19 protein-coding genes are annotated in these 24845 nt (G+C 58.0%); 13 read left to right on the top strand and 6 right to left on the bottom strand.

What is annotated here, in order from left to right; translation table 11 throughout:
• The first annotated feature begins 6 nt into the window (after positions 1 to 6).
• The 5 genes from HDF14_RS09135 (at position 7) to HDF14_RS09115 (ending at position 5361) form a co-directional block, all read left to right on the top strand.
• On the top strand, positions 7 to 1275 hold the full coding sequence (locus HDF14_RS09135) for an aminopeptidase (RefSeq protein WP_183975725.1): 1269 nt from the start codon (positions 7 to 9) through the stop codon (positions 1273 to 1275).
• Between the two features lie 328 nt (positions 1276 to 1603).
• Positions 1604 to 2851: a pyridoxal phosphate-dependent aminotransferase gene (locus HDF14_RS09130; protein WP_183975723.1), complete on the top strand. Its 1248-nt coding sequence runs from the start codon at positions 1604 to 1606 to the stop codon at positions 2849 to 2851.
• A 122-nt stretch (positions 2852 to 2973) separates the two neighbouring features.
• The gene (gene dapA / locus HDF14_RS09125; protein WP_183975721.1) at positions 2974 to 3894 is read left to right on the top strand and encodes a 4-hydroxy-tetrahydrodipicolinate synthase; all 921 of its coding nucleotides are present in this window, start codon (positions 2974 to 2976) and stop codon (positions 3892 to 3894) included.
• A 32-nt stretch (positions 3895 to 3926) separates the two neighbouring features.
• Complete coding sequence (locus tag HDF14_RS09120; protein ID WP_183975719.1) at positions 3927 to 4544, top strand: hypothetical protein; 618 nt, start codon at positions 3927 to 3929, stop codon at positions 4542 to 4544.
• The gene (locus HDF14_RS09115) at positions 4519 to 5361 is read left to right on the top strand and encodes a 2,3,4,5-tetrahydropyridine-2,6-dicarboxylate N-succinyltransferase (RefSeq protein WP_183975717.1); all 843 of its coding nucleotides are present in this window, start codon (positions 4519 to 4521) and stop codon (positions 5359 to 5361) included. The genes HDF14_RS09120 and HDF14_RS09115 overlap by 26 nt, the downstream gene beginning before the upstream one ends.
• 242 nt (positions 5362 to 5603) lie before the next feature.
• Here HDF14_RS09115 and HDF14_RS09110 read toward each other — a convergent pair whose 3' ends face one another.
• Both HDF14_RS09110 and HDF14_RS09105 read right to left on the bottom strand, forming a co-directional pair.
• Complete coding sequence (locus HDF14_RS09110) at positions 5604 to 6989, bottom strand: dihydrolipoyl dehydrogenase family protein (RefSeq protein WP_183975715.1); 1386 nt, start codon at positions 6987 to 6989, stop codon at positions 5604 to 5606.
• A 180-nt stretch (positions 6990 to 7169) separates the two neighbouring features.
• Positions 7170 to 7781, bottom strand: coding sequence for a protoglobin domain-containing protein (locus tag HDF14_RS09105; protein WP_183975713.1), 612 nt, complete (start codon positions 7779 to 7781; stop codon positions 7170 to 7172).
• Between the two features lie 72 nt (positions 7782 to 7853).
• Here HDF14_RS09105 and HDF14_RS09100 point away from each other — a divergent pair, with 72 nt between their 5' ends.
• The 5 genes from HDF14_RS09100 to HDF14_RS09080 all read left to right on the top strand — a co-directional run bounded on the left by HDF14_RS09100 (position 7854) and on the right by HDF14_RS09080 (position 15520).
• Positions 7854 to 9416, top strand: a complete 1563-nt coding sequence (locus HDF14_RS09100; RefSeq protein WP_260698150.1) for a carboxylesterase/lipase family protein — start codon at positions 7854 to 7856, stop codon at positions 9414 to 9416.
• A gap of 118 nt (positions 9417 to 9534) precedes the next feature.
• Positions 9535 to 10248, top strand: coding sequence for a ribose-5-phosphate isomerase RpiA (gene rpiA / locus HDF14_RS09095; protein WP_183975711.1), 714 nt, complete (start codon positions 9535 to 9537; stop codon positions 10246 to 10248).
• A gap of 50 nt (positions 10249 to 10298) precedes the next feature.
• Complete coding sequence (locus tag HDF14_RS09090) at positions 10299 to 11963, top strand: ribonuclease J (RefSeq protein WP_183975709.1); 1665 nt, start codon at positions 10299 to 10301, stop codon at positions 11961 to 11963.
• Positions 11964 to 12165: 202 nt separating this feature from the next.
• A complete protein-coding gene (locus tag HDF14_RS09085) occupies positions 12166 to 14382 on the top strand; it encodes a patatin-like phospholipase family protein (RefSeq protein WP_183975707.1) in 2217 nt (738 codons plus the stop codon).
• A 112-nt stretch (positions 14383 to 14494) separates the two neighbouring features.
• Positions 14495 to 15520 (top strand): threonine ammonia-lyase, encoded by a 1026-nt coding sequence (locus HDF14_RS09080; RefSeq protein ID WP_183975705.1) that lies wholly within the window; start codon positions 14495 to 14497, stop codon positions 15518 to 15520.
• Positions 15521 to 15596: 76 nt separating this feature from the next.
• Here HDF14_RS09080 and HDF14_RS09075 read toward each other — a convergent pair whose 3' ends face one another.
• Together HDF14_RS09075 and HDF14_RS09070 are read right to left on the bottom strand one after the other, a co-directional pair.
• Complete coding sequence (locus HDF14_RS09075) at positions 15597 to 17405, bottom strand: chloride channel protein (protein ID WP_183975703.1); 1809 nt, start codon at positions 17403 to 17405, stop codon at positions 15597 to 15599.
• Between the two features lie 6 nt (positions 17406 to 17411).
• Positions 17412 to 18596 (bottom strand): tetratricopeptide repeat protein, encoded by a 1185-nt coding sequence (locus tag HDF14_RS09070; RefSeq protein ID WP_183975701.1) that lies wholly within the window; start codon positions 18594 to 18596, stop codon positions 17412 to 17414.
• A gap of 179 nt (positions 18597 to 18775) precedes the next feature.
• On the opposite strand from HDF14_RS09070, the gene HDF14_RS09065 reads away from it, so the two are divergent.
• The gene (locus tag HDF14_RS09065; protein WP_183975699.1) at positions 18776 to 19807 is read left to right on the top strand and encodes a hypothetical protein; all 1032 of its coding nucleotides are present in this window, start codon (positions 18776 to 18778) and stop codon (positions 19805 to 19807) included.
• An 82-nt stretch (positions 19808 to 19889) separates the two neighbouring features.
• The gene (locus tag HDF14_RS09060) at positions 19890 to 20774 is read left to right on the top strand and encodes an undecaprenyl-diphosphate phosphatase (RefSeq protein WP_183975697.1); all 885 of its coding nucleotides are present in this window, start codon (positions 19890 to 19892) and stop codon (positions 20772 to 20774) included.
• Positions 20775 to 20840: 66 nt separating this feature from the next.
• Here the strand turns inward: HDF14_RS09060 and HDF14_RS09055 are convergent, their stop codons facing one another.
• Complete coding sequence (locus HDF14_RS09055) at positions 20841 to 21200, bottom strand: DoxX family protein (protein WP_183975695.1); 360 nt, start codon at positions 21198 to 21200, stop codon at positions 20841 to 20843.
• A gap of 113 nt (positions 21201 to 21313) precedes the next feature.
• Complete coding sequence (locus HDF14_RS09050) at positions 21314 to 21778, bottom strand: PA2169 family four-helix-bundle protein (RefSeq protein WP_183975693.1); 465 nt, start codon at positions 21776 to 21778, stop codon at positions 21314 to 21316.
• Between the two features lie 368 nt (positions 21779 to 22146).
• Here HDF14_RS09050 and HDF14_RS09045 point away from each other — a divergent pair, with 368 nt between their 5' ends.
• Positions 22147 to 24831, top strand: coding sequence for a DNA translocase FtsK (locus HDF14_RS09045; protein WP_183975691.1), 2685 nt, complete (start codon positions 22147 to 22149; stop codon positions 24829 to 24831).
• Positions 24832 to 24845: the final 14 nt, after the last annotated feature.

Here is a 24845-nt window from a genome sequence, read left to right as displayed (position 1 = left end):
GATGTTATGAGCGTGATGGAAGCGGTTGCGAAGACGAAGTTTGCGGAACTGACGTTTGACGAGAAGCTCGACCGGCTGGCAGAGGTTGCGGTGAAGGTTGGGCTGGGGCTGAGGGCCGGGCAGGAGTTGATTATGTCCGCTCCTATTGAGGCTCTTCCTTTGGTGCGGCGGATTACGGAGCACGCGTATAAGGCGGGGGCTCTGCTGGTGACTACGTTTTATTCGGATGATCCGAGTGTGCTGGCGCGGTATGAATACGGTGCGGATGCGAGCTTCGACTACGCGCCGAAGTGGCTGCATGACGGGATTGCAGAGGGCTTCCGGAGTGGTGCGGCTCGGCTGGCGATTGCGGGGGCGAATCCGGCGCTGTTGGCGAAGCAGGATCCTGCGAAGGTGGCGCGGGCCAATGTTGCAGCGTCGAAGGCGGGTAAACCGGCGATGGAGTTGATTACGCGGCATGAGATCAACTGGACGATCGTTGCGTGTGCGACGCCGGAGTGGGCGAAGCTGGTGTTTCCGGGGGAGCCTGAGCATATTGCTGTCGCGAAGTTGTGGGAGGCGATCTTCGTCTCCTCGCGGGTTGCGGTGGACGACCCGGTGGCTGAGTGGAAGGAGCATGGAGCGCGCCTGAAGAAGCGCATGGATATGCTGAACGCGAAGAGGTTTTCTGCGCTCCACTTCAAGGGTCCCGGCACAGATCTGAAGGTCGGTTTGGCGGATGACCATCTGTGGGCGGGTGGTGGGACGACTGCGGGGAATGGGGTTTATTGCCAGCCGAATATTCCGACCGAGGAGTGCTTTACGACTCCGCATAAGGATCGTGTGGATGGGACTGTGAAGGCGTCAAAGCCGCTGTCGCACCAAGGGACGTTGATTGAAAATATTGCGGTGCGGTTTGAAGGCGGCAAGATCGTTGAGGCTACGGCGACGGCTGGTGAGGATGTGTTGAACCGGTTGATCAGCACCGATGATGGGGCGCGCCGATTGGGCGAGGTGGCGCTGGTGCCGCACTCTTCGCCGATTGCGCAGAGTGGTGTGCTGTTCTGGAATACGCTGTTCGATGAGAATGCAGCGAGTCATATTGCGCTGGGGCAGGCGTATTCGACCTGTTTGATCGGCGGCGAGAAGATGGATGCGGCGCAGTTGGCGGCGCTGGGTGCGAATGCGAGCCTGATTCATGTGGACTGGATGATCGGATCGGGCGAGATGGACGTGGATGGGGTTGCCGCGGATGGAACGGCTGAGCCACTGATGCGCAGGGGAGAGTGGGTTTAGTTCGCGAAGAGAGCGTTACGCGGCCGGCGTTGATTCGAATAGGCCGCCCGCGTAACGTTCTCAATGGGTTGAGGAAAGCGGCGTGGTTACTGGCTTTTCCACTGCGAACGGAAGAATTTTTCTAGTATTTGCGGGAAATTCGCGGTAAATTGAAACTCAATCGGACGACGGTCGTCTACACCCCAAAGTTCCCAAAGAATAGTTGCTGCAAGGCGATTCGCTTTTGCAGGAAATATGTAGCAGATCCTCAGGATCCTCAGTTGGTTCTTCCTTCTGTCGCCGTGGTGTCGCATCTCTACTAGTCGAAACTTTTCAAGGAGAACTTTCTATGAATTCCGATATGACGCAAGGTGTTTCCCGCAGATCGTTTCTGCGCATCGTTGGTGCTGCTTCGGCGGCGGCGACTACGTTTCCGGCGTTTGCCTCGATGACACCGCCTGCGGCGGCAGGGCAGACGGCGCGACGAAGCGGAACGCGTGGGATGCAGCCGCTTTCGGCCGACACGGTTGTGATCAGCTCGAATGAAAATCCTTTGGGACCGGCGCAGTCCGCACTGACGGCGATATGTAGCATGGGCGCGCAGGGAGGCCGTTACCACTGGGATGAGTACATGAAGACGATTGATGTCTTCAATGGGCAGTTTGGCTTGAAAAAAGACTATTCGGCGCTGTTTCCCGGGTCGAGCGGACCGTTGGATCTCGCGCTGATGTCGAATATTGGACCGGACAAGCCGCTGGTTTATGGAGACCCGAGCTACGAGCAGGGGCCGCGAGCGGCTGAGACGATGAAAGCGCCGAAGTATCCGGTGCCTTTGACTGCCACGTATGCGCATGATGTGAAGGCAATGTTGAAGGCGCATCCTTCGCCGGGTGCGTACTACATTGTGAATCCGAATAATCCGACGGGGACGATTACTCCCAAGGAAGACATCGTTTGGTTGGTGAACAATAAGCCGGCGGGTTCGGTTGTGATTATCGACGAGGCCTATACCCACTTTTCCGATAACGAGTCGTGCATCGATCTTGTGCCGCAGGATAAAGATGTGATTGTGATGCGGACGTTCTCGAAGATCTACGGCATGGCTGGGTTGCGGGCCGGGTTCGTTGTGGCACGGCCGGATTTGATTGACCGGTTCAACAATGTCGGTGGGCCCAGCCAGAGCCTGGCGAGCGTCTCGATTTCGAGCGCTGCGGCTGCCCGCGCAAGTTTGCTGGATAAGGATCTGGTTCCGCTGCGCAAGAAGATCAACGCGGATATTCGGACGGAATCGGTGGAGTTTTTGACGAAGCATGGCTATAAGGTGATTCCGGGATCGCAGGGCAATATGTTCATGGTGGATGTGAAGCGTCCGGGGAAACAGTTCCAGTCGGCTATGTTGAAGGAGAATGTTGCGGTCGGCAGGACGTGGTCGGCGATGCCGAACTATGTGCGGGTGACGGTGGGGACGAAGTCGGAGATGGCGAAGTTCCAGACGGCTTTTGTGAAATGCATGGACATGCCCGCGGGAGCGGCGAATGGAGCGGCGGAGTTGCATGCGCCTGAGTTCCATGTGCCGTCGGAGCTCTATCGCGGCTAGTTGTTGTAAAAAGCGCTCGGCCTCGGCGAGAGATCGTCGGGGCTATTTTTTTGCTTTGATTTTGACGTGAGGACTGGGTGCGCTGAAATCAACATCGCTGACGGGGTAAACTTGCAGTCACTATGGAATTGATGGGTTGTGGAACGGCGCTGGTGACTCCCTTTCGCAGGGACGGCAGTGTGGATGAGCCTGCGCTGCATGCGCTGGTCACGTGGCAGATCGAGAGTGGGATCGACTTTCTTGTTCCGTGCGGGACGACGGGGGAAGCTTCGACACTGACCGAGGTAGAGTGGTTGCGGGCGATTGAGGTCGTGGTTGCTGCTGCGGCGGGGCGGGTTCCGGTGTTCGCGGGCTGCACGCACAACTCGACCCATGAGGTAGTGGCGCGGGTGCGGAAGGTGTCACAGGTGCATGGGTTGACGGGCGTATTGAGTGCCAATCCTTACTACAACCGGCCGGGGCAGGAGGGGCAGTATCAGCACTTCAAGGCGATCGCGGAAGCGACGGCTCTTCCGGTGCTGTTGTACAACATTCCTTCGCGGACAGGTGCGAATTTGGAACCGGCGACGGTGCTTCGGCTGGCGGAGTTGAAGAACGTCATTGGAGTGAAAGAGTCGAGCGGGAATATTGCGCAGATTACCGAGCTGCTGACGACCGCGCCGCGAAACTTCAAGGTGTTTGTGGGAGATGATGGGCTGACCCTGCCGGTGCTGGCGTTGGGTGGGGCGGGGCTGGTGTCGGTGGCTTCGAACGTGATTCCGGGGCAGATGGCGCGTATGGTACGGGCGGCGCTGGAGAACGATTGGGTGGACGCGCGGCGGATCAACCGCCAATTTTTCCGGTTGATGCAGGCGCATTTTTGGGAGGCTAGCCCTGCCCCGGTGAAGGCTGTGCTCCACATGCTGGGGCGGGGGGAGAATGTGCTGCGGCTGCCGATGGTGCCGGTGTCCGATGCGACTCGAAGGCGGCTGGAGCGGATGGTGGGCGAGTTGGGAATGTTGGTTGGGGTTCCTGCGACGGGCGAAGATTTGAGGATGTTTTGAGGCGAGAGATTCCATACCAGGGAAGATGTTTGTTGTTTGTACTGGTAATTTGCTGTGTGACAGCACTGCGTGCCCAAGATAAAGGGCTATGGCAGGATTTCCGTTTCGATGACCTTCAGACCAAAACGAGAACCGCGCGGCTGGAAAACGGTCAGATTACTGCAATACGAAGGCTGTTGTTAACGCAAGTCAAAGTAGACAACTCGTGCGGTCCCGAGGTTATCCATGCCTTATTCCAAGGATTGACATTTGATGAAGTTCCTCTGAAGGAGAACCTGCGTGTAGTGAGAGCAACTGCCGGGGTCGGATGCGAGCGCGGGGGGCAAGGTGCGAACGGTGGAATGTGGCTCTTTCAAGTTGAAGGGAAGAAAGTTCAATTCCTCGGTGCACTGAGCGAGTGGGGGATGGCCGTTCAACCTGCGGAAATAAATGGATTTCATGACTTTGTGACGGGATGGCATGTCTCAGGGCGGGAGACTGGTCTTAGCTACTATCGCTTTGATGGCAAATCTACAAGCCGAATAGTGGAACATCCGCCTTCGGGGAAGATAATGGCGTGTGGCGTTTGGATACGCATGAGAAAAGTGCCCCGAATCAGTAACTACAAAACAATCGGAGAGAAGATTGAAGACGCTAGAAACGGCGATTGAGTATTGGTTTGCGCAGGGTGCGGAAGCAGTGGGAAGTGGCGAGGCGGAGCAAGCCTTTCTTGAGCTGCGTGGGAAGTTGGAAGCGGGAGAGTTGAGGGCTGCGGAGCCGGATGCTTCCGTGCCGCTGGGATGGCGCGTGAATGGGTGGGTAAAGCGGGGGATTCTGCTGGGGTTTCGTATTGGCACGATGGTGGAGATGGGCGGAGAGACGCTGCAGTTTATTGATCGGCACACGTATCCGGTGCGGCGGTTTTCGGTAGCGGACGGCGTGCGGGTGGTGCCGGGTGGCGTGAGTGTGCGGACTGGTGCTTATGTGGCTAAGGGGGTTGCGGTGATTCCGCCCGCGTACATCAATGTTGGGGCGTATGTGGATGAGGGGACGATGGTGGATTCGCATGCGCTGGTGGGGAGTTGTGCGCAGGTTGGTCGACGCGTGCATTTGAGTGCAGCGGCACAGATTGGTGGAGTGCTGGAGCCAGTGAATGCTTCGCCCGTGATTATCGAGGACGATTGTTTGATTGGTGGGAATACTGGTGTCTATGAGGGGACCGTCGTGCGGAAGCGTGCGGTTCTGGCGGCTGGGACTGTGTTGACGCGAGGGACGCCTGTGTATGACCTGGTGAAAGGCGAGATTTATAAAGCTACGGCGGAGAAACCGCTCGTGATTCCGGAGGGGGCGGTGGTGGTGCCGGGGTCGAGGGCGGTTTCTAAGGGGAAGGGCGCGGAGTGGGGGTTGAGTTTGGCGGCTCCGGTGATTGTTAAATATCGGGACGAGAAAACTGAGCTTTCTTTGGTGTTAGAGGAGATTTTGCGCTAGTTTGTGGTGGTAAAGCGTGGTGAGTTTGTGGCGGTTTGTGTGGCTGAGGTGGTGGTTTAGCGACGTATTTTTAAGCGCCTAAAAATACGCCATGGTTTTGAAGTTTATTTTTTGATCCTGTCCTGCCGGACGAGCCCACTGCGCGTGGGGCGGCCACTTCGTGGCGTGTATACCTTTTTGTGTGGCAACGTTCTGCGGTGGCCTCTCCCGCTGGTCGGGACGGGCTACCGCTGCGACCCTGTCTATGCGGGTTTCTTGGGGACGGTGTTGAAGAGATTGATGAAGCCTTCTGACAGGCTCGGATGAGTGAGGATGATGTTATGGACCGCCGAGTAGGGCAGGTTGGCGGACATTGCTAGCTGGATGACGGGGAGGAGTTCGCCGGTACCGGATCCGAAGGCGGTGAAGCCGAGGATACGGTCGTCGGAGCCGATGAGGATCTTCATGAAGCCGCGGGTCTCGTCGAGGGTGCGAGTGCGGAGGGCGGCGGCCATTGGGATCTTGCCGAGGCGGTAGGCTGTTCCCTGCTTCTTTGCCTCGTTCTCGCTGAGGCCTACATGGGCCAGTTCGGGGTCGGTGAAGGTGACGGAGGGGACCTGGCGGTTCTTTGTTGTGCGGTTGGCTCCGGCGAGGTTATCGCGGACGATGCGGAAGTCGTCGTAGGAGATGTGGGTGAAGTGGGGTGAGCCAGCGCAGTCGCCCATGGCCCAGACACCGGCGGCGGTGGTTTCGAGGCGGTCGTTGACCTGAAAGTGGCCAGTGGGGGTGGTTTTGATGCCTACGACGTCGATGCCCATGTTTTGCGTGTTAGGTGTGCGGCCAGTGGCGACGAGGATGTGCGAGCCCTGGAGCTTTGCGCCGTCGCTGAGGTAGACGGTAACGGATTTGCCGGAGGTGCCTTCGACGCTGGTGATGTTGGCGCTGGTGACGATGTCGATGCCTTCGTCTTCGAAGAGTTGGTGGAGGCCTTCGGTGACGTCGGGATCTTCGCGGTGGACGAGGGTGGGATTGCGCTCAATGATGGTGACGTTGGCTCCGAAGCGGCGCATGGCCTGGGCAAGTTCGAGACCGATGAAGCCGCCGCCGAGGACGAGGAGATGCTCGGGGAGTACGGTGAGCTCGAGGAGTTCGATGTGGGTGAGGGGCGCGGATTCGACGAGGCCAGGGATGGGGTCGATGGTGGCGCGGGAGCCGGTGTCGAGGAAGATGTAGTCGGAGCGGAGGGTGCGGGTGCCACCGGCGTTGAGGGCGACTTCGATGGTCTTGTCGGCGATGAAGCGGCCGAAGCCCATGACGATCTCGGCTTTGCTTTTTGTGTAGTTCGCGAGGTGCATGTCTCGGAGGCCGTCGATCATGCGTTGGCGGCGTGCACTGACAGCCTCCATGTCGACGTGCCAGTCGCCGTGGACGATGCCGAACTCGGAGCCGCGTTGGAAGAAGGAGGCGACCTTGGCGGAGTGGATGACGTTTTTGCTGGGTAGGCAGGCTACGTTCGGGCAGGCTCCGCCGAGACGCTTGTCTTCGATGTTGGCGACCTTTTTGCCCTGAGAGCCGAGATGCCAGGAGAGATATTTTCCGGCTTCTCCGCTGCCTATGATGAGTGCGTCGTACTGTTCTGGTGTGGACATTGTGTCTCCGTGCTTTTGAGGATTGTGTGTTGCTTCGGGTTCGCCCTGCGCGGGCAGCGATCACTTCGTGACTTGTATACCCCTTCGGTTAGCGCTCCCGTTGGTCGCGATCAGATATTTTCCGCGCCGATCCATAGGAGGCCTGTCGGCAGGACGTCTTCTTCAACAAAATTGACTTCTTCACCATTCGTTTGGGGCCTGGTGGGCGTCGGTGTAGGGTTCGGTCCAGAGTGCCAGCTGGAGTTGGATCGATTTACACCATGCCCGATGCATTCGATCCACCTCGTCGGCAGAATGATTCTTCGCAGCGAGATAAGGTTTGATGGTTTCGTTTATTACAGAGATGAAGCCCACGATGTTGCGGAGTGGGACGTAGGAAGTTGAGCTGACGTTGTCGGTTTTGTTTTTCTTCAACGCGGTGTGGCGGAGGGCGATCTCCTGCTGATAGTTGAGCCAATCCTGATCGTAGGGGCGGAGGCAGGTGTCGAGGATCCATTGCTGGAATCGCAGGTTGCTCTTGGCGAGGTAGTCGGGGAGGGGTTCGTTCTGTGGAGAGCGTGAATGGCGAGCGAGATTTGGAATACCTGCGATGATTCCGCTGCGCCAATGCTCTACGATCTGTTTGGTCTGGTCTGCGAGTACGGTGCCGGCTTGCTGGAGATAGCGCTGATCTTCTTCTGTGAAGCCTACGGTGACTTTTAAAGCTTCTAACTGCTGCAGCGTGACAGGTGAGGTCGCAACTTCGGATGTGCCGTAAGTGTAGCCATGAATTTGTTCAGCGACTTTCTGCATGGGATTCTCTTCCCTTCCCTGGAGCTACTGTCTATTTAGAGTGACATGGCTTAAGAGACTTAGGTTGAGGAGATGGCAGCTAAAATAAAGCCGATACCTATGATCACTCGTCGAAGCTTCCTGGTAAATGGTTCGTTGGCCGCATTTGCTTCCCGAACCAGCAGTCTTTTCGCGGCTCCCGACGCCACCTCCGCTGTCGTTCGCGCACCGAGCGGAGCACTGCGTGGGGAAAGCGTAGACGGTGTCCGCGTCTTTCGTGGCGTTCCGTTTGCTGAACCGCCGGTGGGATCACTGCGCTTTCTTCCTACAGTAAAGGTGAACCGGTGGAAGGGCGAACGTGATGCAACCAAGTTCTCCGCCGCGCCGATGCAGCGCAAACTGCTGACAGTACCGCACAGCGAAGATTGCCTCTACCTGAACATCTGGGCCCCCGAAGGTAAAGGACCTTTCCCCGTATTTGTCTGGATTCACGGCGGAGGTTTCACGGACGGTTACGCCTTCGAGCCCACCTATGATGGCACGGATTTTGCACGGGAAGGGATCATCAGCATCTCTGTCGAGTACCGTCTGGGGGTCTTTGGCTTTCTGGATTTTGAACCTCTGCTCGGGGCGCAGTATGCAGGAACGGCGAACAATGGCCTGCATGACGTGATGACTGCGTTGACGTGGATCCAGGAGAACATCGGCGCTTTCGGTGGCGATCCAGCACGCGTCACCATTGGAGGAGAGTCAGCGGGTGCGAAGTTGACGGATATTTTGATGGGCATTCCATCGGCCCAGCCGCTGTTTCATCAGATGATCTCCGAGAGCGGTGGGGCCGAACGCGTGTGGGCTCGTGGGGCGAGCGCAGGGATCACAAAGGGTTTTGCAGATATCTGGCAGAAGCAATCGGGCGACGCCATCGCGAGTGTAAAGACGGCAGCGGGAGCAGGCTTGATTCAGGCTCAGCAGGAGTTCCTCGATACGTGGCCGCAGCACTTCCCGCTGCGTGCTGAGATTGATGGGAGTTTTATTCCGCGTCTTCCCGTGGAGACGATTGCTGGCGGTTCGACTCGTGGCAAGAGACTGCTGATCGGCACGAATCGGGAAGAGAGCGCTATCTTCATTGGGCCGCATCCGAGGAATGATGCAACGGCGATGCAGCTCGGCAACACGAGTGTCGCGAAGTTCGATGCTGTTTATCAAAAATACAAAGAGATCTATCCGCAGCTCAGCGTTGAGCAGCGCCGCATTCGCGCTGTTACGGCGGAAGAGTATTGGATCCCTTCTATCCGTGTCGCGGAGGCACATCTGAAGGGCGGTAGCGCGTATGTGTACGAGTTGGAGTTCGCAGAGACGAGCGGTAAATTTGCGGGCGATGCCTACCACTCGTTGGATGTCGGCATGGTGTGGAATCATCCGCATAAGCAGGTTTCGGATGCTGCATCTGAAGCTGCTTTGGGCAAGCAGATGCACACTGCCTGGGCAGCGTTCATCCGTGGTGAAACTCCAGCGGCATCGGGGCTTCCTGCATGGCCGCAGTATGACGAACAGAGCCGGTCGACGATGATATTCGGCGCGAAGGCGAGCAGGGAAAGCCGCGTGGAACAAGGGCCGCAAGCTGCCGAACTCGCGCTGTGGAACGAAACTCTGTAAGACTCAACGGCTTACGAACCGATCGCTGAGAACCGCCGGGGCGGTTGTTTCACTGACCTCCTGCTGATTCGTTGGCGGTGTGGTGCAGATTTTTTTTGCTCGTGATATCAAGGAAGGCATGAGTACTCCTGAGCAGGCAAATTCGACGGATGCAGCCAAACGCAGGGCTGCGGTGTGGGCTGCGTCGCAGGTTGAAGATGGGATGAAGGTGGGGTTGGGGACAGGCTCTACTTCAGCGCTGGTGATTGAAGAGGTGGGGCGAAGAGTTGCGGAGGGATTGCGGATTACGGCGATTGCTACCTCTGAGGCGTCACAGAAGCAGGCGTTGGGTTTGAAGATTCCGATGAGTGACTTTGCGCATCTGCCGCAGCTCGATCTGACAATCGATGGGGCGGATGAGGTGCAGGAGGGGACGCTGTACCTGATCAAAGGGCATGGAGGGGCGCTGCTGCGGGAAAAGATCGTGGCGATCGCGAGTAAAAAGCTGATTATTGCCGTTGACCCGAGGAAGCTGGTGAAGACCTTGGGGGCTGTGTTTACGCTGCCGGTGGAGATTGTGCCGTTTGGGTTTGAGACGACGATGAGGCGGCTGAAGGATCTGGGATTTGATTGTGAACTGCGGATGAATGATGATGGAAAGCCGTTTGTAACGGATGGGCAGCATTACATTGCCCACTGCAAACTGCCACAGGTTGGGTTTGACGCGAAACAGGCCGCGGAGAAGCTAAAAGCGACGGTTGGAGTGGTGGAGCATGGGCTGTTTCTGGGGATGGCGAGCAAGGTAGTGATTGGTGGGCCGGAGGGGATTCAGGTCCTGGAGGCGGCGCGGTAGAAAGCTCGTTCACAGGGCGATTCAGGTTGCGGTGATAAGCTTAAGCATTGATGGCACAAGATAAATTGAAGTTGATTCCGCTGGGTGGCCTTGGCGAGTTCGGTATGAACTGCATGGCGATCCGCTGGCAGGATGACATTATTGTCATCGATGCTGGTCTGATGTTTCCTGAAGAAGAGTTGCTGGGTGTGGACATTGTCGTCCCGGATATCAGCTATTTGACTGAAAACCGCGAGAAGGTTCGCGCGATCCTTTTGACGCATGGACATGAAGACCACATTGGCGGGCTTCCATGGATTCTGTCTGAGCTGAACGTTCCGGTGTATGGGACGGAGTTCACGCTGGCGTATGTCGAGGGCAAGCTCGAAGAGCACCGGCTGCTGGATGATGCGGATTTGAACGAGATGATTCCCGGCAAGCGGCTGACGCTGGGGCCGTTTTCGGTCATGCCGATTCGGGTGACGCACTCGCTGGTGGACTGCGTGGCGCTAGCGATTCATACGCCGGTGGGTGTGGTGCTGCATACGGGCGACTTCAAGATCGATCTTTCGCCACCGGATAACAAGCCGTTCGATCTGCATGCGTTTGCCGAGCTGGGCAAGCAGGGCGTGCTGGCGCTGTTGCAGGACTCGACGAACGTAGACCGCAATGGGTATACGCCAAGCGAGCGTGCGGTAAGGCCGAAGCTGGACGAGATCTTTTCGCAGACGAAGAAGAAGCTTTTCTTTAGCTGCTTCTCTTCTTCGATTCACAGGATTCGGCTGGCGATGGAGCTGGCGCATCAGCATGGGCGCAAGGTTGCGATTATTGGGCGGTCGCTCGATAACTCGACCGAGATTGCGCAGGACCTTGGGTATCTCGATGTGCCGCAGGGGCTGGTGATTAATCCGGGGCAGATTCGTGATTTTCCTGCAAATAAATTGCTTATCATGATTAGCGGAACGCAGGGCGAGCCGATGAGCGCGCTGAGCCGGGCTGCGGTGAATAATCACAAGTTTGCGCACATCGATGCTGACGATACGGTGCTGCTGAGTTCGCGTGTGATTCCGGGAAATGAGAAGTCGATCTATCGGATGATCGATCACCTGGAGCGGCGCGATGCGAAGGTGATTCATGATGATGGACAGTCGGGGTTGATCCACGTGAGCGGACATGGAAGCCAGGAGGAGCTGAGGTTGATGATCAATCTCGTTCGTCCGAAGTTCTTCATTCCGGTGCATGGAGATTATCGCCACTTGAAGCGCCATGCGGAGCTGGCGGGATCGATGGGCGTGGTCGAGAAGACAATTCTGCTGGAGGACGGCGACGTTCTGGAGCTGGATAAGGGCTCAGCTACGAAGACCGGGAAGGTAACGGTTGGTCGAGTGTGCATCGATTCAGGTGGGACTTCGACTGATGTCGTCGAAGACATTGTCATTCGCGATCGGAAACATTTGAGCGAGGATGGGATTGTGCTGCCAATCATCGCGATCAACAAGCGGACGGGGCTGCTGGAGAATCCTCCTGAGATTGTGATGCGGGGGATGGCGATTCCTGAGGAAGGCTTGATTGCTGAGGCTCGGCAGGTGGTTCAGCGGACGCTTGAGGGATCTTCGGCGGAGGAGAAGGCCGACTACGGCGTGATCAAAGAGAAGATTCGCAATGATCTGAAGCGGTATATCCAGAAGAGCACGAGCCGGCGGCCTTTGATTATGCCGGTCATCCTCGAGATCTGACACATAATTGTTGCAGTGAAAAAGCGCTCCTGATGGGGCGCTTTTTTATGCGTTGATGCTGGTTAGGGTGGTGATTACCCCTATCAGTTAGAGGCCCAGATCAAGCTGCGGGAATAGTAGGATCAGCGCGGGGATATGTAATTGCGCACCGATGAAACGTGGTCGATGCGGCGGTGCGGTTCGACCGGACAAGGTGACTTTTATGTTGAGGATTGCTTTTTGCCGACACGTGTTTGCGGCGATGTTGATCGCGGCGATGTTGTCGGCGGGAGCGGTGGAGGCGCAGAAGCCTGTGATTGAACCGCCGACGCGGCCCACAATCGGGCTGGTGCTGGAGGGTGGTGGGGCACTGGGGTTTGCGCATATTGGTGTGATTGAGTGGATGGAAGCGCACCATATCCCTGTAGATGATGTGGCTGGGACAAGTATGGGTGGCTTGATCGGCGGTCTGTATGCGTCGGGAAACAGTCCGCAGGAGATTGACGCGTTTGTTGGAGGGATCAACTGGTCGTCGGTGTTGAGTGGGCAGGTGCCCTTTCCGGCGTTGAGCTATCGGCGAAAGGAAGACAAGCTGGCATTTCCGAACCGGCTCGACTTTGGCTTGAAGCATGGGATTAGTTTTCCGAACGGATTGAATTCGGGGTCGGGCGTGGGGATGCTGCTGGATCGGGAGATGCTTCCTTACTATGATTTGAAGAATTTTGATGACTTGCCAATTCCTTTCCGATGCGTAGCGACCGATATTACGACCGGCGACGAGCACGTGTTCAAAGATGGATCGCTGGCACAGGCGATGCGGTCGACGATGTCGATTCCTGGCGTGTTTGCTCCAGTGGTGCATGGGGATCAGGTTTATTCGGATGGCGCTGCGGTGAACAATTTTCCGGTGGATGTAGCGCGCAGCATGGGCGCAAAGATCGTGATTGCGGTGTATCTGGATACGGGGACGGTGAACAAGGAGAGTTTCAATTCGTTGGTGGGTGTTGCGAGCAGAAATCTGGCCATCATGGTTTCGGCGAATGAGCTGAAGAGTATGAAGGACGCAAATATTCTGCTGAAGGCGGATGTGAGCAAGTTCACGTCGAGCGACTTTGAGAAGAGCGAGGATATTATTCCGCAGGGCGTGAAGGTTGCGGAGGAGCATGCTGCGGAGTTAGAGAAGTATGCTTTGAACGATGCTGAATGGCAGGCTTATGTGGCGCAACGGGACGCGCGGCGGAGGACAAGGATTCCTATACCGCAGTTTGTGACTGTATATGAGCTGAAAGGAGCTCAGCGGGCCGAAGTTGCGAATGAGTTTGCCAAGTACGTGGGAAAGCCGATTGACTCACAGAAGATTGACGAGACGATTGCGGACCTGCAAGGGACGAGAACTTACTCGAGCATCAGCTACAACATGATTGATGAGAACGATCAGACGGGGCTGCTGGTGCGGCCGAGGCTGACGAACTATGGACCTCCGTTTTTGAATGTAGGGCCGACGCTTTCATCCAATGATGCGAATGATATTCAACTTGGGTTGGGCGGACGCGCAACGTTCTTTGGGCTGACGGGGCCGGGGTCTGAGGTAAGGATAGATGCCTCGATTGGGCAGGCGGCAGGAGTTGGCGGGGAGTTGTATCAGCCGCTGGTTGTGGGGAAGCGGTATTTTGTCGCACCACGAGCGTACTACTCCCACACCATCACGTCGTTCTATTCGGGGAGCCAGGAGCTCTCGCAGTACACCGAGAACCGGAATGGTTTTGGGGTGGATCTTGGGTATCGGTTCAGCTCGAAGGCCGAGTTGAGGATGGGGGAAGACTACCAGTGGTATGGAGAAACGCTTCGGGTGGGACAGCCGATCGAGCAGGTCTTTCACCTGACGCCGTTTGTGAGTAATGTGCGTTTTCAGTACCTGGGGCAGGACAATGTGCAGGTCCCAACGAGAGGGACAGAGTTTTTGACGAAGTACATCTACTCGACGCAGAGCCCGTTTAGCGAGGGTGGGTACTCGCAGTGGGATTCGAGAGCAGCGCACTTTATTCCCGTGGGCGAGAAAGGAATTATCTTCGGCACGATGTCTGGGGGAACGAGTTTTGGCGCTACGAATCTTGGGCTTGCGGGATTTTCGCTCGGCGGCGCGTTGCGGTTGAGTGCGTATGACAGCGGAGAGCTGCTGGGGAACGATTATTTTCTGGGGCAAACCGGTTATCTCTACCGTCTGGCGAAGCTGAATCCGGTGATTGGGGAGTCTATTTATGCTGCCGGGTTCTATGAGATCGGGAAGGTGTGGGGCGGGGCTGCGGGAACGCCGACGCTGCCGAACGATATCTCGGGCGCGATTGTGATCAAGACTCTGCTGGGGCCGTTTTATGGTGGAGCGAGTATCGGGGATAGCGATCACCGCAAGTGGTTCTTCGGCTTGGGGCGGGTGTTCTAGTGACTTTGTTCGAGGGTGATTCGCCGTGTTTGTCAGGTGCTCCCTTCTACTTACTACGCGGCAGACGCTTATTATTATCCTTGCGGCAGGAGCTGTAAGGAGATTTGGGCGGATGAGCGAGTTTGTGACGTTGGAGGAGATTCGGGCAGCGAAGGAGCGGATTGCCGGGGTTGCGGTGAGGACACCGCTGTATCGCGTGGAGCGGGCTCGGTTGCGGATGGAAAAATTTCCGGAGCCGCAGTTTGATCTCTATATCAAAGCGGAGAGTGAGCAGCCGATTGGGAGCTTCAAGCTGCGTGGGGCTTACAACATGGTGGCGCAGTTGTCGCCGGAGGAGTTGCGGCACGGGGTGATCACTTACTCAAGTGGAAACCATGCGCAGGGGGTGGCGTATGCGGCGCGGGCACTGGGGGCGAAGGCAGTGATTGTGATGCCGAGGAATGCTCCGGAGGTGAAGAAGGCAGCTACACGGGCTCTGGGCGCGGAGATTGTTGAGGTGGGGCCGGCTTCGTCGGAGCGGAGGTTGAAGGCGGAGGAGTTGGTAGCGAAGTTTGGGTACGCGATGATTCCTCCTTATGATGCGCCGCAGATTATCGCCGGGCAGGCTACGTGTGGGTTGGAGATTGTGGAACAGCTGCCGGGAGTTGAGCTAGTGATCTCGCCTGTGAGCGGTGGCGGGTTGCTGAGTGGGACGGCTACTTCGGTGAAGCTGGCGGCGCAGGCGGGATTGGTGAGTGCTGGGGTGCAGGTTTGGGGTGCGGAGCCTGAGTTGGCGGCGGATGCTAAGGAGAGTTTCTACTCGAAGACACTGGTAGAGTGGCCTGCGGCTGATACTGCGCGGACGATTGGGGATGGGTTGCGCACGCAGAGTATGGGGGTGTTGAACTTCGCGCACGTGATGAAGTTTGCGGATGGGATTGTGACGGTGTCGGAGGGCGAGATACTGACTGCGATGCGCGTGATGTTGGGTGCTACCAAGCTGGTGCCGGAGCCTAGTGGAGCGGTGACGCTGGCTGCGGCGCTGTTTCATGCGGAGGAGTTGCCGAAGGTTCGGAAGGTTGCGGTGATTCTTAGTGGAGGAAACCTGGAGCCGGAGCTGCGGAAGCAGTTGGAGACGGAGTTAGTCGCGAAGGCTTAGTCCTGCCGGACGGGCCCGCTGCGCGGGGCGGTCACTTCGTGACTTGCCTACCGATTGGTCCTCCCGTTGGTCGGGATCAATGCTGATTATGTTTTTGGTAGCGGTTTAGGACTTCCTGCAGCGTGATTGTGCCTTCGAGGGAGCCGCGCATGGCGCGGTTGGTGATGGGAAGGAGCGGCCAGCGCTGGAAGTGCGGCAGGGCGCTTGAGAGGGGCAGATCCGGGAAGAGGATGGGAGTGCGTTCGGGGCCGAGATGTTCGGCTAGGGTGGCGGACTCACCGAGTACTTTTTCGGAGTTTGGCTCGATCTGTGATGCGGCGTTGTCTATCATTTCCCCCAGGGCTTCGAGCTCTTCTCTCTTTGCGGCATACCAGAGGCCATCGAGGCAGTGGACGAGGATGACGGGGATGGATTTGAGGTCCTCGTACTGGGCGAGCGAGAGCAGCGTGTCGGCGATGGTTTCGCTACCCTGAAGAACGGGGACTGTAACGGGCTGCATGGCGTCTTCGAGGTGGAGGTTGCTCTCTTCGCGAAGCTCTTCCATGGATGGGAGGTCGAGGCCGTCCTGGTGGGTGAACTGCTCGAGGATAGGGACGGGCTGGAGGGTGCGGGAGATGAGGTAGGCGATGGCGTTGGCGAGAATGACCGGCAGGACGATGGAGTAGTTGCCGCTGACCTCGAGCACCATGAAGACGGAGGTGAGAGGGGCGCGAAGGAATGCGGCGAAGAGGACGCCCATTCCGACCAACGCGTAAGAGCCGATGGTGCCGGTGAGGTGCGGGAAGTAGATTTTTTCGAAGGTGCCTACTGCGGCGCCGAGCATAGCTCCGATGAAGAGCGTGGGGGCAAACATTCCACCGGGGGTGCCACTTGAGAAGGAGAGGGTGGTGGCGATGATTTTGAAGAGCGCGAGGAGGAGGAGCATCTTCCAGGCGAACTGGGCATGCATGGCCTGATCGATGGCTTCGTAACCGGCGCCCATGACCTGGACTAGTCCGAAGTAGCCAATGGCTCCGACGAGGAGTCCGGCTGCGGCGGGCTGGAGAAGCTGTGACCACTGTGGTTGGCTGCGGAGTTTGGGGCGAAGGTAGCTGAGGCAGCGGGCGAAGAGAAGAGAGGCGAAGCCGCCGACGACTCCGAGGGCGGCGTAGGCGAGGAGTTCGCGTGAGTCGCGGAGGTCGACGACCGGAATGCGGAACATGGGCTGCGTGCCCCAGAAGGAGCGGGCGACGACGACGCTGGCGACGGCGGAGAGAACGATGGAGCCGAGGACGGCGGCGCTCCATTGGCCGATGACCTCTTCGATGACAAAGAGGATGGCTGAAATGGGAGCGTTGAAGGCGGCGGCGAGTCCGGCGGCGGCTCCGATGGGAGCGAAGATGCGGAGCCTTTCTTTCGACATGCCGAAGCGACGGCTGATGAGGGAGGCGACGCCGGCTCCGATCTGGAGGGAGGGGTCTTCGGGGCCGAGAGAGTGGCCACTGCCGATGGCGAGGGCAGAGAGGAGAAATTTGCCGATGACGGTGCGGAAGGAGATGTAGCCGTTGTTGATGTAGAGGGCGGCCTTGGTCTGGTTGATTCCGCTGCCTCGGACATTGGGGAAGACGTAGCGGGTGAAGAGGGCGATGACTAAGCCTGCGGCGGCAGGGATGTAGAGCAGGCGCGGCTGGTGCGGGTTGGGAGAGGAGCCGAGGAGAAGGACGCTGAGCCACTCGATGGCCATGCGGAAGGAGACGACGAGCAGGCCGGAGATCACGCCGATGAAGATGGATAGGACGAGGAAGACACGCTCCTCTCGGCCGGGAGCGATGCGGGCGATCATATCCTCGCGGGGGGTTGATGCTGCCACTGGTTCGGTCTCTACGATGGTGGGATTGGTTTCCATCTTCGCTTAGGGCTCCATCGCTTTGGGGAATTTAGCGAGTTGCAGGAGAAGGGCGTCGTCTCCGGTGGGTGCGCCGCAGATCTTGCTGGTTTGGGTTTCGGTATCGAAGACTAGCTGCATGGTTGCATCCTGCTGGGTGGGATCGTTGAGGAGAACGACGCGGTTGCTGGTGGCGTCTTTGCTCCCCCATTTTGTGGTGAGATCCTGCAACGGCGTTGGGAGGCCGCTGGCGGTGGAGACTTGAGCGCTACAGGCGTCGAAGCGTTTCTTTGCCAAAGCGCGGGCTTGGAGGATACGCGTGACACGCTCGTTGTTTGGGAGCTTCTTCAGAGGTGCGAGGGCGAAGATTCGCGTGGATTCGTCGAGCATTTCCTTGTCGCTGGGGTAGATTGTTTCCTGGTTGGAGGTAGCGGCCTCGCGTTCGTGCATGGCCTGCTCCATGAGGCGGTGGGCATCGTCGAAGTGGCCGGAGTCGTATTCGAGGCGCGCGGCAGATTCGAGCGCCGTGGGGTTTTTCGGCTCCAACGCGAGGACCTTGTGATAGTAGTTCAGGGCATCGTGGGGAGCGTTGGCTTGCTCCAGTAGCTGCGCGATGGTTAGGGAGACGGGGACGTCATCGGGAGCGTTGCCTCCGGCGATGAGGAGCTCGGTGCGGGCGTTGCTGAGTTCGTGATGGGCGATGAGGTATTGGGCGAGTTCGAGGCGGACGTCACGGCGTCGGAGAACGCCATCTCCCTCCCAGGTGCCATAGATGGAGGCGCGGTAGTAGTTGACGGCGGTCTGAACATCGCTCTTCTTTGCAGCGAGATGCGCGAGACGCAGATTGATAAAGCCGTTGCCGGGTTCGGTCTCCCAGAGGCCGAGGAAGTAGTTGTAGGACTCTTCGGTGTAGCCGGCGTCGCCGAGGGCCTGGGCTAGGAGAAGCTCGTAGGAACGCTGGCCGGGGACATACGAGAGTGCGGTGCGGAGAGCGACGATGGCCTGGTCGGGATGGCTGGAGTTGATGGCGGCCTGGCCTCGAGCGGACCAGCGCTGACCGAGTTCCAGGCGGTGGGACGCGAAGGATCGAAAGAGGAAGAAGGTGATGAGAAACAGGACTACGGTGATGAGCACAAGACTGAGGAAGGTCAGGGAGTCGCGAAGGATCAACCTTCGCTTCAGGCTCGAATAGTCTTCTGTTTGCAGTGTCATAAAGCGGGGGCGTTCTTCTTAGCTGCTGCTTTCTTTAGTCTATGGATTTGATGCATATGGGGATAGTGAAGCAGTCTTCGAGAAGTCGGTGGCGATATTGGTTCGTAACGGCGGGGCAAAGTTTAGACTGGACGCTGTCTTGCTGCCCGGCAAACTATGGCGGCGTCTAAATGAGGTCTATGCAGATTTTTTCTATTCGGCGATGTGCGGCGTTGAGTGTTGGGGTGGTGATGCTGACGGCAGGCGTCACCGCATTGGGACAGAAGAAGGGGAAGGGTCAGGACTATGATCGGACGGCGATCGCGACTGTGCTGCATGATGCGAATGTGTATGTCGCGTCGGATGCAGATGCGCAAAAGATTTCTCTGGTAACACCGGGCCACGAGATACAGATTGTGGAACGCAGCGGGCCGTGGGTAAAGGTGTTCGCGAATACCGATATCAATGACGCTGCCAATGAGGATGACAGCAGTAAGCCGATATTCGGCGAAGACGCGAATGTTATGCCCGCGTCAGGGTGGATTAGGGACAAGGGGATTCTAGGCCCGGCTACGGCTAGTGGAGATGTGATTCTGTTTGGATCGGCGGCGAACTTTGAGGACGAGGCAGAGCGACCGCACGCGCCCAAGGGGGCGGCTGCTTCGGCTCATCTGCTTTATAAGCGGGTGGCAGAATATTTTCCGAGTTCGCCGCTGGCGGGTGAGGCGGCATGGAGGGCGGCGGACATTCGATGGCAGCTCGATAAGTTGGATGTCAGCACGCTGCCGAGCGCGAAGGAGCAGGAGGCTTATCTGCGGCCGCAGATTTACGAAGGTGAGTTGAAGAAGGTGATGAAGGTGTATCCGGGGAGCGAGTTTGCGGCGCGGGCGGCGTTTGATCTGCTGGATAACAAATTGTGCGGAGATTGGCAGGGGCTGCCGAAGTGTCCAGAGATGGAGACGGGGCTGTATGTGAAGTATGCACAACAGTATGCGGATGGACCAAAGGCGGCGGAGGCCTTATACAACGCGGTGTACCGGCAGGGTGTGGTGGTGACGATGTACCTGGTACAGGAGGATAAGAAGAAGTCTGACGAGGCGGCGAAGAGGATGCAGGCGCTCGCGATGGACTTGAAGTCCCGATACCCAAAGTCAGAGTTTGCGGCGCGGGGTGAGAGTCTGGCGTTCAGAGTGTCGCAAGGGATCCCTATCTATGGGAGCGACCGGGACTAGACGGTATCTTTGTCGGGACATTTGTGGCGAGACCCGCCCAGCGATTTACCGTTTACACATGCTGACCCTTTAGGATGGAGTCATGTCGATTCTTCATGTCATCATCCTTGCCATTGTGCAGGGTCTTGCGGAGTTGTTGCCTGTATCTAGTTCTGCTCACGTTGTGGTTGCCGAAAAGCTGTTGGGGTTGGACCCCACGACGCCACAGATGACGCTGCTACTGGTGATGCTGCACACGGGCACGATGTTCGCCGTGATTGTTTACTTTTGGAAGCAGTGGAAGAAGACTTATTTTTCGAGTGGCGATGCCTTCAAGCGCTTCTTGATACGGTTGATCTGGGCTTCGCTGCTGACCGCCGTGATTGGTGAAGTTATCGTCAAGGCGATTGAGAAGACGGCGTTCAAAGGGGCTTCGAAGGGAGAGATCGAGTTGCTGTTTGGGCGGCTGGATTTGATTGCTCCCGCGTTGGCTGCGGCCGGGTTGCTGATTCTGCTTGCTGGCTTGATGGAGAAGCGGCGCATGGGCGCGCATGAGCAGGTCTACGGTGACAGCGTGACAATGCGACAGGCGGGATGGATCGGTGCGATCCAAGGCTTGTGCCTGCCGTTTCGTGGATTTTCTCGTTCGGGAGCTACCATCTCGACGGGTATGTTGGCCGGTGCCAGCAAGGAGCGGGCGGAGCGGTTCAGCTTTGCGTTGGCGGTGGTGCTGACGCCTCCTGCGGTCGGGCGCGAGGTGATGCGGTTGGTCAAAGCCTCGCATGCGGCGCAGGCAGCGGGTACGACGATCGATCTGCATGGAAGCATGGTGATGGGACTGCTTGGGGCTGTGTTCGCGTTTCTGGCTGGCCTGGTGGCGCTGAGGTGGTTGAGCAGTTGGCTGGAGGAGGGACGTTGGTATCTGTTCGGCATCTATTGCCTGGTGGCGTCGGTGGTCGTGTTTGGGCTGTATCACGCGGGGTATTAATCCGCAGTTGTAAACGCAGGGAAGGCTTCGCGTGTGGTTACATCTCCATGCGCGAAGCCTTTTTCGTTATGGCGTGCGGGTATAAAACCACGCCCAGAAGACGAGGGGAAGCTGAAGAGGAATTCGCAGCCACTGCGCCCAAGTTTGGCCCATGATGCCGGGTGCTGGCAGGTGGGCTGTCGCCATGTAGATATTGGCTGGCAGTATCACGATGAGCAAAGTTACCAATCCCCAGGCTGCAGCGTGGCGCGTTTGTGGGAAGAGAAGGCCTATGCCTCCGAGAATCTCTGCTGCGCCGCTGATGTAAAGGATGGCAAGGTGCGCAGGCAGCCAGGGCGGAATAATTTTGAGGTAGATGGCGGGATGAAGGAAGTGAAGGCTGCCGGCGACGATGAAGAGAACGGCCAGGAGAATGCGGCCAATCATGCTGGATCACTTCCCTCTTGTTACATGTCTCGGCTGTTTAGTTTTCTAGGGCTAGCAAAAAAGCGGGCAGCGGGGATGACCCCTGCTGCCCGACGTCGAGTGGTACGCCCTGGTTACTTCGATACAAGTGCGTCGCGGTGACTCTTTACGTAGTCATGCGAGGTGAGAATGTGTGCCTGCTGTTCTGCAACAAGTTGGCGAACAGGTAGCGGAAGATCCTGATTGAGCGCGTCGGCGTAGGCTTTTTTGGCTTCATCTTCGCCCTGCTCGGCTGTTTCGAGGAGCGTATGGTCGCCGCCGCCAAGCTTGGCTTTGAGGTCACCCCAAACACGGTGAAGGGTGCCGGCGGTGGTACCGGACTCTTTGATGTCGTGAACGCCGTTCTGATGGAGAATCTCCTCGAGATCGCCGCGAAAGCTGGCGCGTTTGAGAGATTCGGCCAGGAAATAGCGCTTGAGAGTTTCGTCTTTAAGGTGCTCGCCGATGTCGGCGAAGCCCTTCTGGCTGTCGAGGAGTGTGCTGATGAGGGAGTCGAGCGAGCGTTGCATCTCGTGCTGTTTGCCTGAATCTGTAGCCATTTGGAAACCTCAATCCTGGGGTGAATTTTGTTCGGTTGGAGCAGGGTCCGTCGGCTGTGCGCGATTCTCCTCCGCCGACGGCAAGCAAGAGAAATCGCGAAAATCCCGCTCCCCTGCCAACCGATTCTAAGGACCGCCGGGTGAAATGGGCCCGGCGGTGAATATGGAAGGATAGATGCATGGTTGGCCTGTGGGTTTGTATGTGGATACCCGAAGCGAGGTTTTTGTGCGTGGGCTTAGAGGTGGTCTGGGATAATCAAAGGTGCTCTGGTGATTTGCGGGCTTGGTTTGGATCGGACGGCGCGTTGAGATTTTGCGCGCCGGGTCGAATGAGTCCGCGCGTCCCCTCTCACATGAAGGCTCCCCCAATGAAAACTCTGAGACTTGTTTCGACCCCGACGCGCAACCGCCGCCTGAATGAGATTCTCGGGATGGTCGTACTGGTGGGTGCGGGGCTGCTGCTGCTGGCGCTGGCCAGTTATACGCCGACCGATCCTTCGTTCGACACGGTGGGACAGTATGTGAAGGGTCGGCCTGCGCATAACTGGACGGGGATGGTCGGGGCGTACCTGGCGGATGCGATGCTGCAGTTGATTGGGGTCGCGGCGTTCTTTCTTCCGCTGGTGCTGGGACGGCTGGGTGTTTGCTGGATGCGGTCCCGACCGGCAGGGTCTCCGCTGGCAAAGACGATTGGGTTGGGGATGTGGGTGGTGTTTGGGCCGGCGGCGATCGCGTTGTTGCCGGGTGAGATGATGTGGCGCGGCTCGTTGCCGGTGGAAGGGACGACGGGCAGGCTGCTGGCGGATTTCATGGTGCACTATCTGAATCTGCCTGGGGCGGCGATTGTGCTGACGCTGATGGTGGCGGTGTCGCTATATCTTGCGACGACATTTACGTTCAACACGGCACGGGAGTGGGCGACGATCCGGTTTGGGTTTCTGCAGCGATTGTGGGAGTGGTGGGTGCAGCGGCGAAGCAGGCGCGCCGGTGCGGAGGTTTCCTTTGAGGAGTCGTATGGAAGCAAGCGTGAGCAGGCAGACGCGAGGGCGCGACGGGCTCGGGAGCTTGCTGAAGATGCTGAGCGAAGGAGAGCGCAGCCAGAGCCGGAGCCGACGACTCTGCTGGGCGGACTGTTTGGTTGGTTGAGCAGGAAGAAGCGGGTTGAGCCTATTTCGATTGTGCCTGAGGAGATTGCTCCGGGACATACTCCTTCGATCTTTGAGGCGATGCCGAGAACGCTGGTGGATGCTCCTCCGGTGACTGCGTTCGGCACGGCTGCTGCGGCGGCGGCTCCGTTTGCGGAGGTGCTGGCGAAAGCGGCTGCGCCGGTGCATGCGATTGATGATGAGTCGAACTTTGGTGGTTTCGGCCGCGAAGACGAATGGCGGCAGCCAGCTGCGGCGAAGGTGGCTGCTCCGATTCGCGCGGTGAAGAGGGTTGAGGAGACTCGAACTTCTTTTGCTGCGCCTCATGCCCCTGCTGCCGCTGCGATGGCTCCGCTGGCGGCACTGCCGGAGAGTATCTCGTTTGGCAAGCGAGCGGATGCAGACATCAAGCCGGTGACGATTGTGCCGAAGAGCGTGCGGGGGTATAAGTTGCCGCCGTCTTCGTTGCTTTATCGGAGTGAAGAGCACGCTGTTGTTCGCGAGGACGCGCTGCGCGAAGAGGCGCGGGTGCTGGTGGAGAAGTCGGCTGAGTTTGGCGTTGATGGGCAGGTGACGCAGATCAATCCCGGACCGGTGGTGACTACGTTTGAGTTCAAGCCTGAGGCTGGGGTGAAGGTTGCTCGCATTACTGGGTTGGCCGACGATCTTTGCCTTGCGATGGCGGCAGAGTCGATTCTGATTGAGCGGATGCCGGGGAAGAGCACGGTTGGAATCCAGGTGCCCAATCATGAGCGGGAGACGATCTGGCTTCGGGACGTTGTCGAGTGTGAGAGCTTTGCGCAGAGCAAGAGCAGGCTCGCGATTGCGTTGGGCAAAGACATCAACGGGCGCATCGTTACTGCTGATCTAGCGAGTATGCCGCATGTGCTGATCGCGGGTTCGACGGGTTCGGGTAAGTCGGTCGCGATCAACGCGATGATCATGAGCGTGCTGTTCAAGAGCACACCCGAGCAGGTTCGGATGATTCTTGTGGACCCGAAGCGCGTGGAGCTGGGAATGTACGAGGGGATTCCGCATCTGTTTACGCCGATCATCACGGAGGCGAAGCTGGCGGCAAATGCGCTAAGAAATGCCGTGCGCGAGATGGAGCGGCGGCTGAAGCTGCTGGCGGCGAACCACGTGAGGAATATCGATCAGTTCAACAAGCTCTTCGATCATGGCAGCGAGTATTTGTTCGAAGATGTGAATCAGGAGCCGCTGCCTTACATCATCATCATCATCGACGAGTTGGCAGACCTGATGATGCTGGATCGGGCGAATGTGGAAGAGTCGATTACCCGGCTGGCACAGATGGCGCGTGCGGTTGGAATTCATCTTGTGCTCGCGACTCAACGGCCTTCGGTGGATGTCATCACGGGGCTGATCAAGGCGAATGTGCCCACACGTATGAGCTTCCGGTTGGCGACGAAGGTGGACTCGCGGACGATCATCGATTCGAATGGCGCGGAGAGCCTGTTGGGACGCGGCGATATGCTTTATCTGCCGCCGGGGACAAGCCGTGTGCAGCGCGTGCACGCTCCGTTTGTGACGGAGAAAGAGATCTCGGCGGTAACGGCTTTCTGGAAGGCGCAGGGTGAAGCGGAGTATGTGCATGGGTTCCTCGAAGGCCCGAAAGAAGATAACCCCACCGGCAAGGATGGCGATGGCGGAGACGATGGGGACAACAATGATCCGATGTACGACGATGCTGTTCGGTTAGTGTTCGAGTTTGGCAAGGCGAGCACTTCCCTGCTGCAACGCAGGCTGCGGATTGGATATGGGCGCGCAGCTCACCTGATCGACCTGATGTACAACGACGGGTTGGTTGGGCCAGCGGATGGGTCGAAGCCGCGTGAGATTCTGAAGTCGCCGAACTGGATCAACGAGGTCGATGCGGCGATTCGCTAGTCGGATTATTAGAC

This window comes from Tunturiibacter gelidiferens, assembly GCF_014201335.1.
Taxonomy (GTDB): Bacteria; Acidobacteriota; Terriglobia; order Terriglobales; family Acidobacteriaceae; genus Edaphobacter; species Edaphobacter lichenicola_E.
The sequence above is the reverse complement of the archived record's forward strand: the minus strand, read 5'-3'. Positions and strand labels throughout refer to the sequence as shown.

Excerpts from the sequence above, each read along its gene's own strand:
- HDF14_RS09135 (WP_183975725.1), top strand. The coding sequence starts at position 7 with ATGAGCGTGATGGAAGCGGTTGCGAAGACGAAGTTTGCGGAACTGACG.
- HDF14_RS09130 (WP_183975723.1), top strand. The coding sequence starts at position 1,604 with ATGAATTCCGATATGACGCAAGGTGTTTCCCGCAGATCGTTTCTGCGC.
- dapA (WP_183975721.1), top strand. The coding sequence starts at position 2,974 with ATGGAATTGATGGGTTGTGGAACGGCGCTGGTGACTCCCTTTCGCAGG.
- HDF14_RS09110 (WP_183975715.1), bottom strand. The coding sequence starts at position 6,989 with ATGTCCACACCAGAACAGTACGACGCACTCATCATAGGCAGCGGAGAA.
- HDF14_RS09105 (WP_183975713.1), bottom strand. The coding sequence starts at position 7,781 with ATGCAGAAAGTCGCTGAACAAATTCATGGCTACACTTACGGCACATCC.
- HDF14_RS09100 (WP_260698150.1), top strand. The coding sequence starts at position 7,854 with ATGGCAGCTAAAATAAAGCCGATACCTATGATCACTCGTCGAAGCTTC.
- rpiA (WP_183975711.1), top strand. The coding sequence starts at position 9,535 with ATGAGTACTCCTGAGCAGGCAAATTCGACGGATGCAGCCAAACGCAGG.
- HDF14_RS09090 (WP_183975709.1), top strand. The coding sequence starts at position 10,299 with ATGGCACAAGATAAATTGAAGTTGATTCCGCTGGGTGGCCTTGGCGAG.
- HDF14_RS09085 (WP_183975707.1), top strand. The coding sequence starts at position 12,166 with ATGTTGAGGATTGCTTTTTGCCGACACGTGTTTGCGGCGATGTTGATC.
- HDF14_RS09080 (WP_183975705.1), top strand. The coding sequence starts at position 14,495 with ATGAGCGAGTTTGTGACGTTGGAGGAGATTCGGGCAGCGAAGGAGCGG.
- HDF14_RS09075 (WP_183975703.1), bottom strand. The coding sequence starts at position 17,405 with ATGGAAACCAATCCCACCATCGTAGAGACCGAACCAGTGGCAGCATCA.
- HDF14_RS09070 (WP_183975701.1), bottom strand. The coding sequence starts at position 18,596 with ATGACACTGCAAACAGAAGACTATTCGAGCCTGAAGCGAAGGTTGATC.
- HDF14_RS09065 (WP_183975699.1), top strand. The coding sequence starts at position 18,776 with ATGCAGATTTTTTCTATTCGGCGATGTGCGGCGTTGAGTGTTGGGGTG.
- HDF14_RS09060 (WP_183975697.1), top strand. The coding sequence starts at position 19,890 with ATGTCGATTCTTCATGTCATCATCCTTGCCATTGTGCAGGGTCTTGCG.
- HDF14_RS09055 (WP_183975695.1), bottom strand. The coding sequence starts at position 21,200 with ATGATTGGCCGCATTCTCCTGGCCGTTCTCTTCATCGTCGCCGGCAGC.
- HDF14_RS09050 (WP_183975693.1), bottom strand. The coding sequence starts at position 21,778 with ATGGCTACAGATTCAGGCAAACAGCACGAGATGCAACGCTCGCTCGAC.
- HDF14_RS09045 (WP_183975691.1), top strand. The coding sequence starts at position 22,147 with ATGAAAACTCTGAGACTTGTTTCGACCCCGACGCGCAACCGCCGCCTG.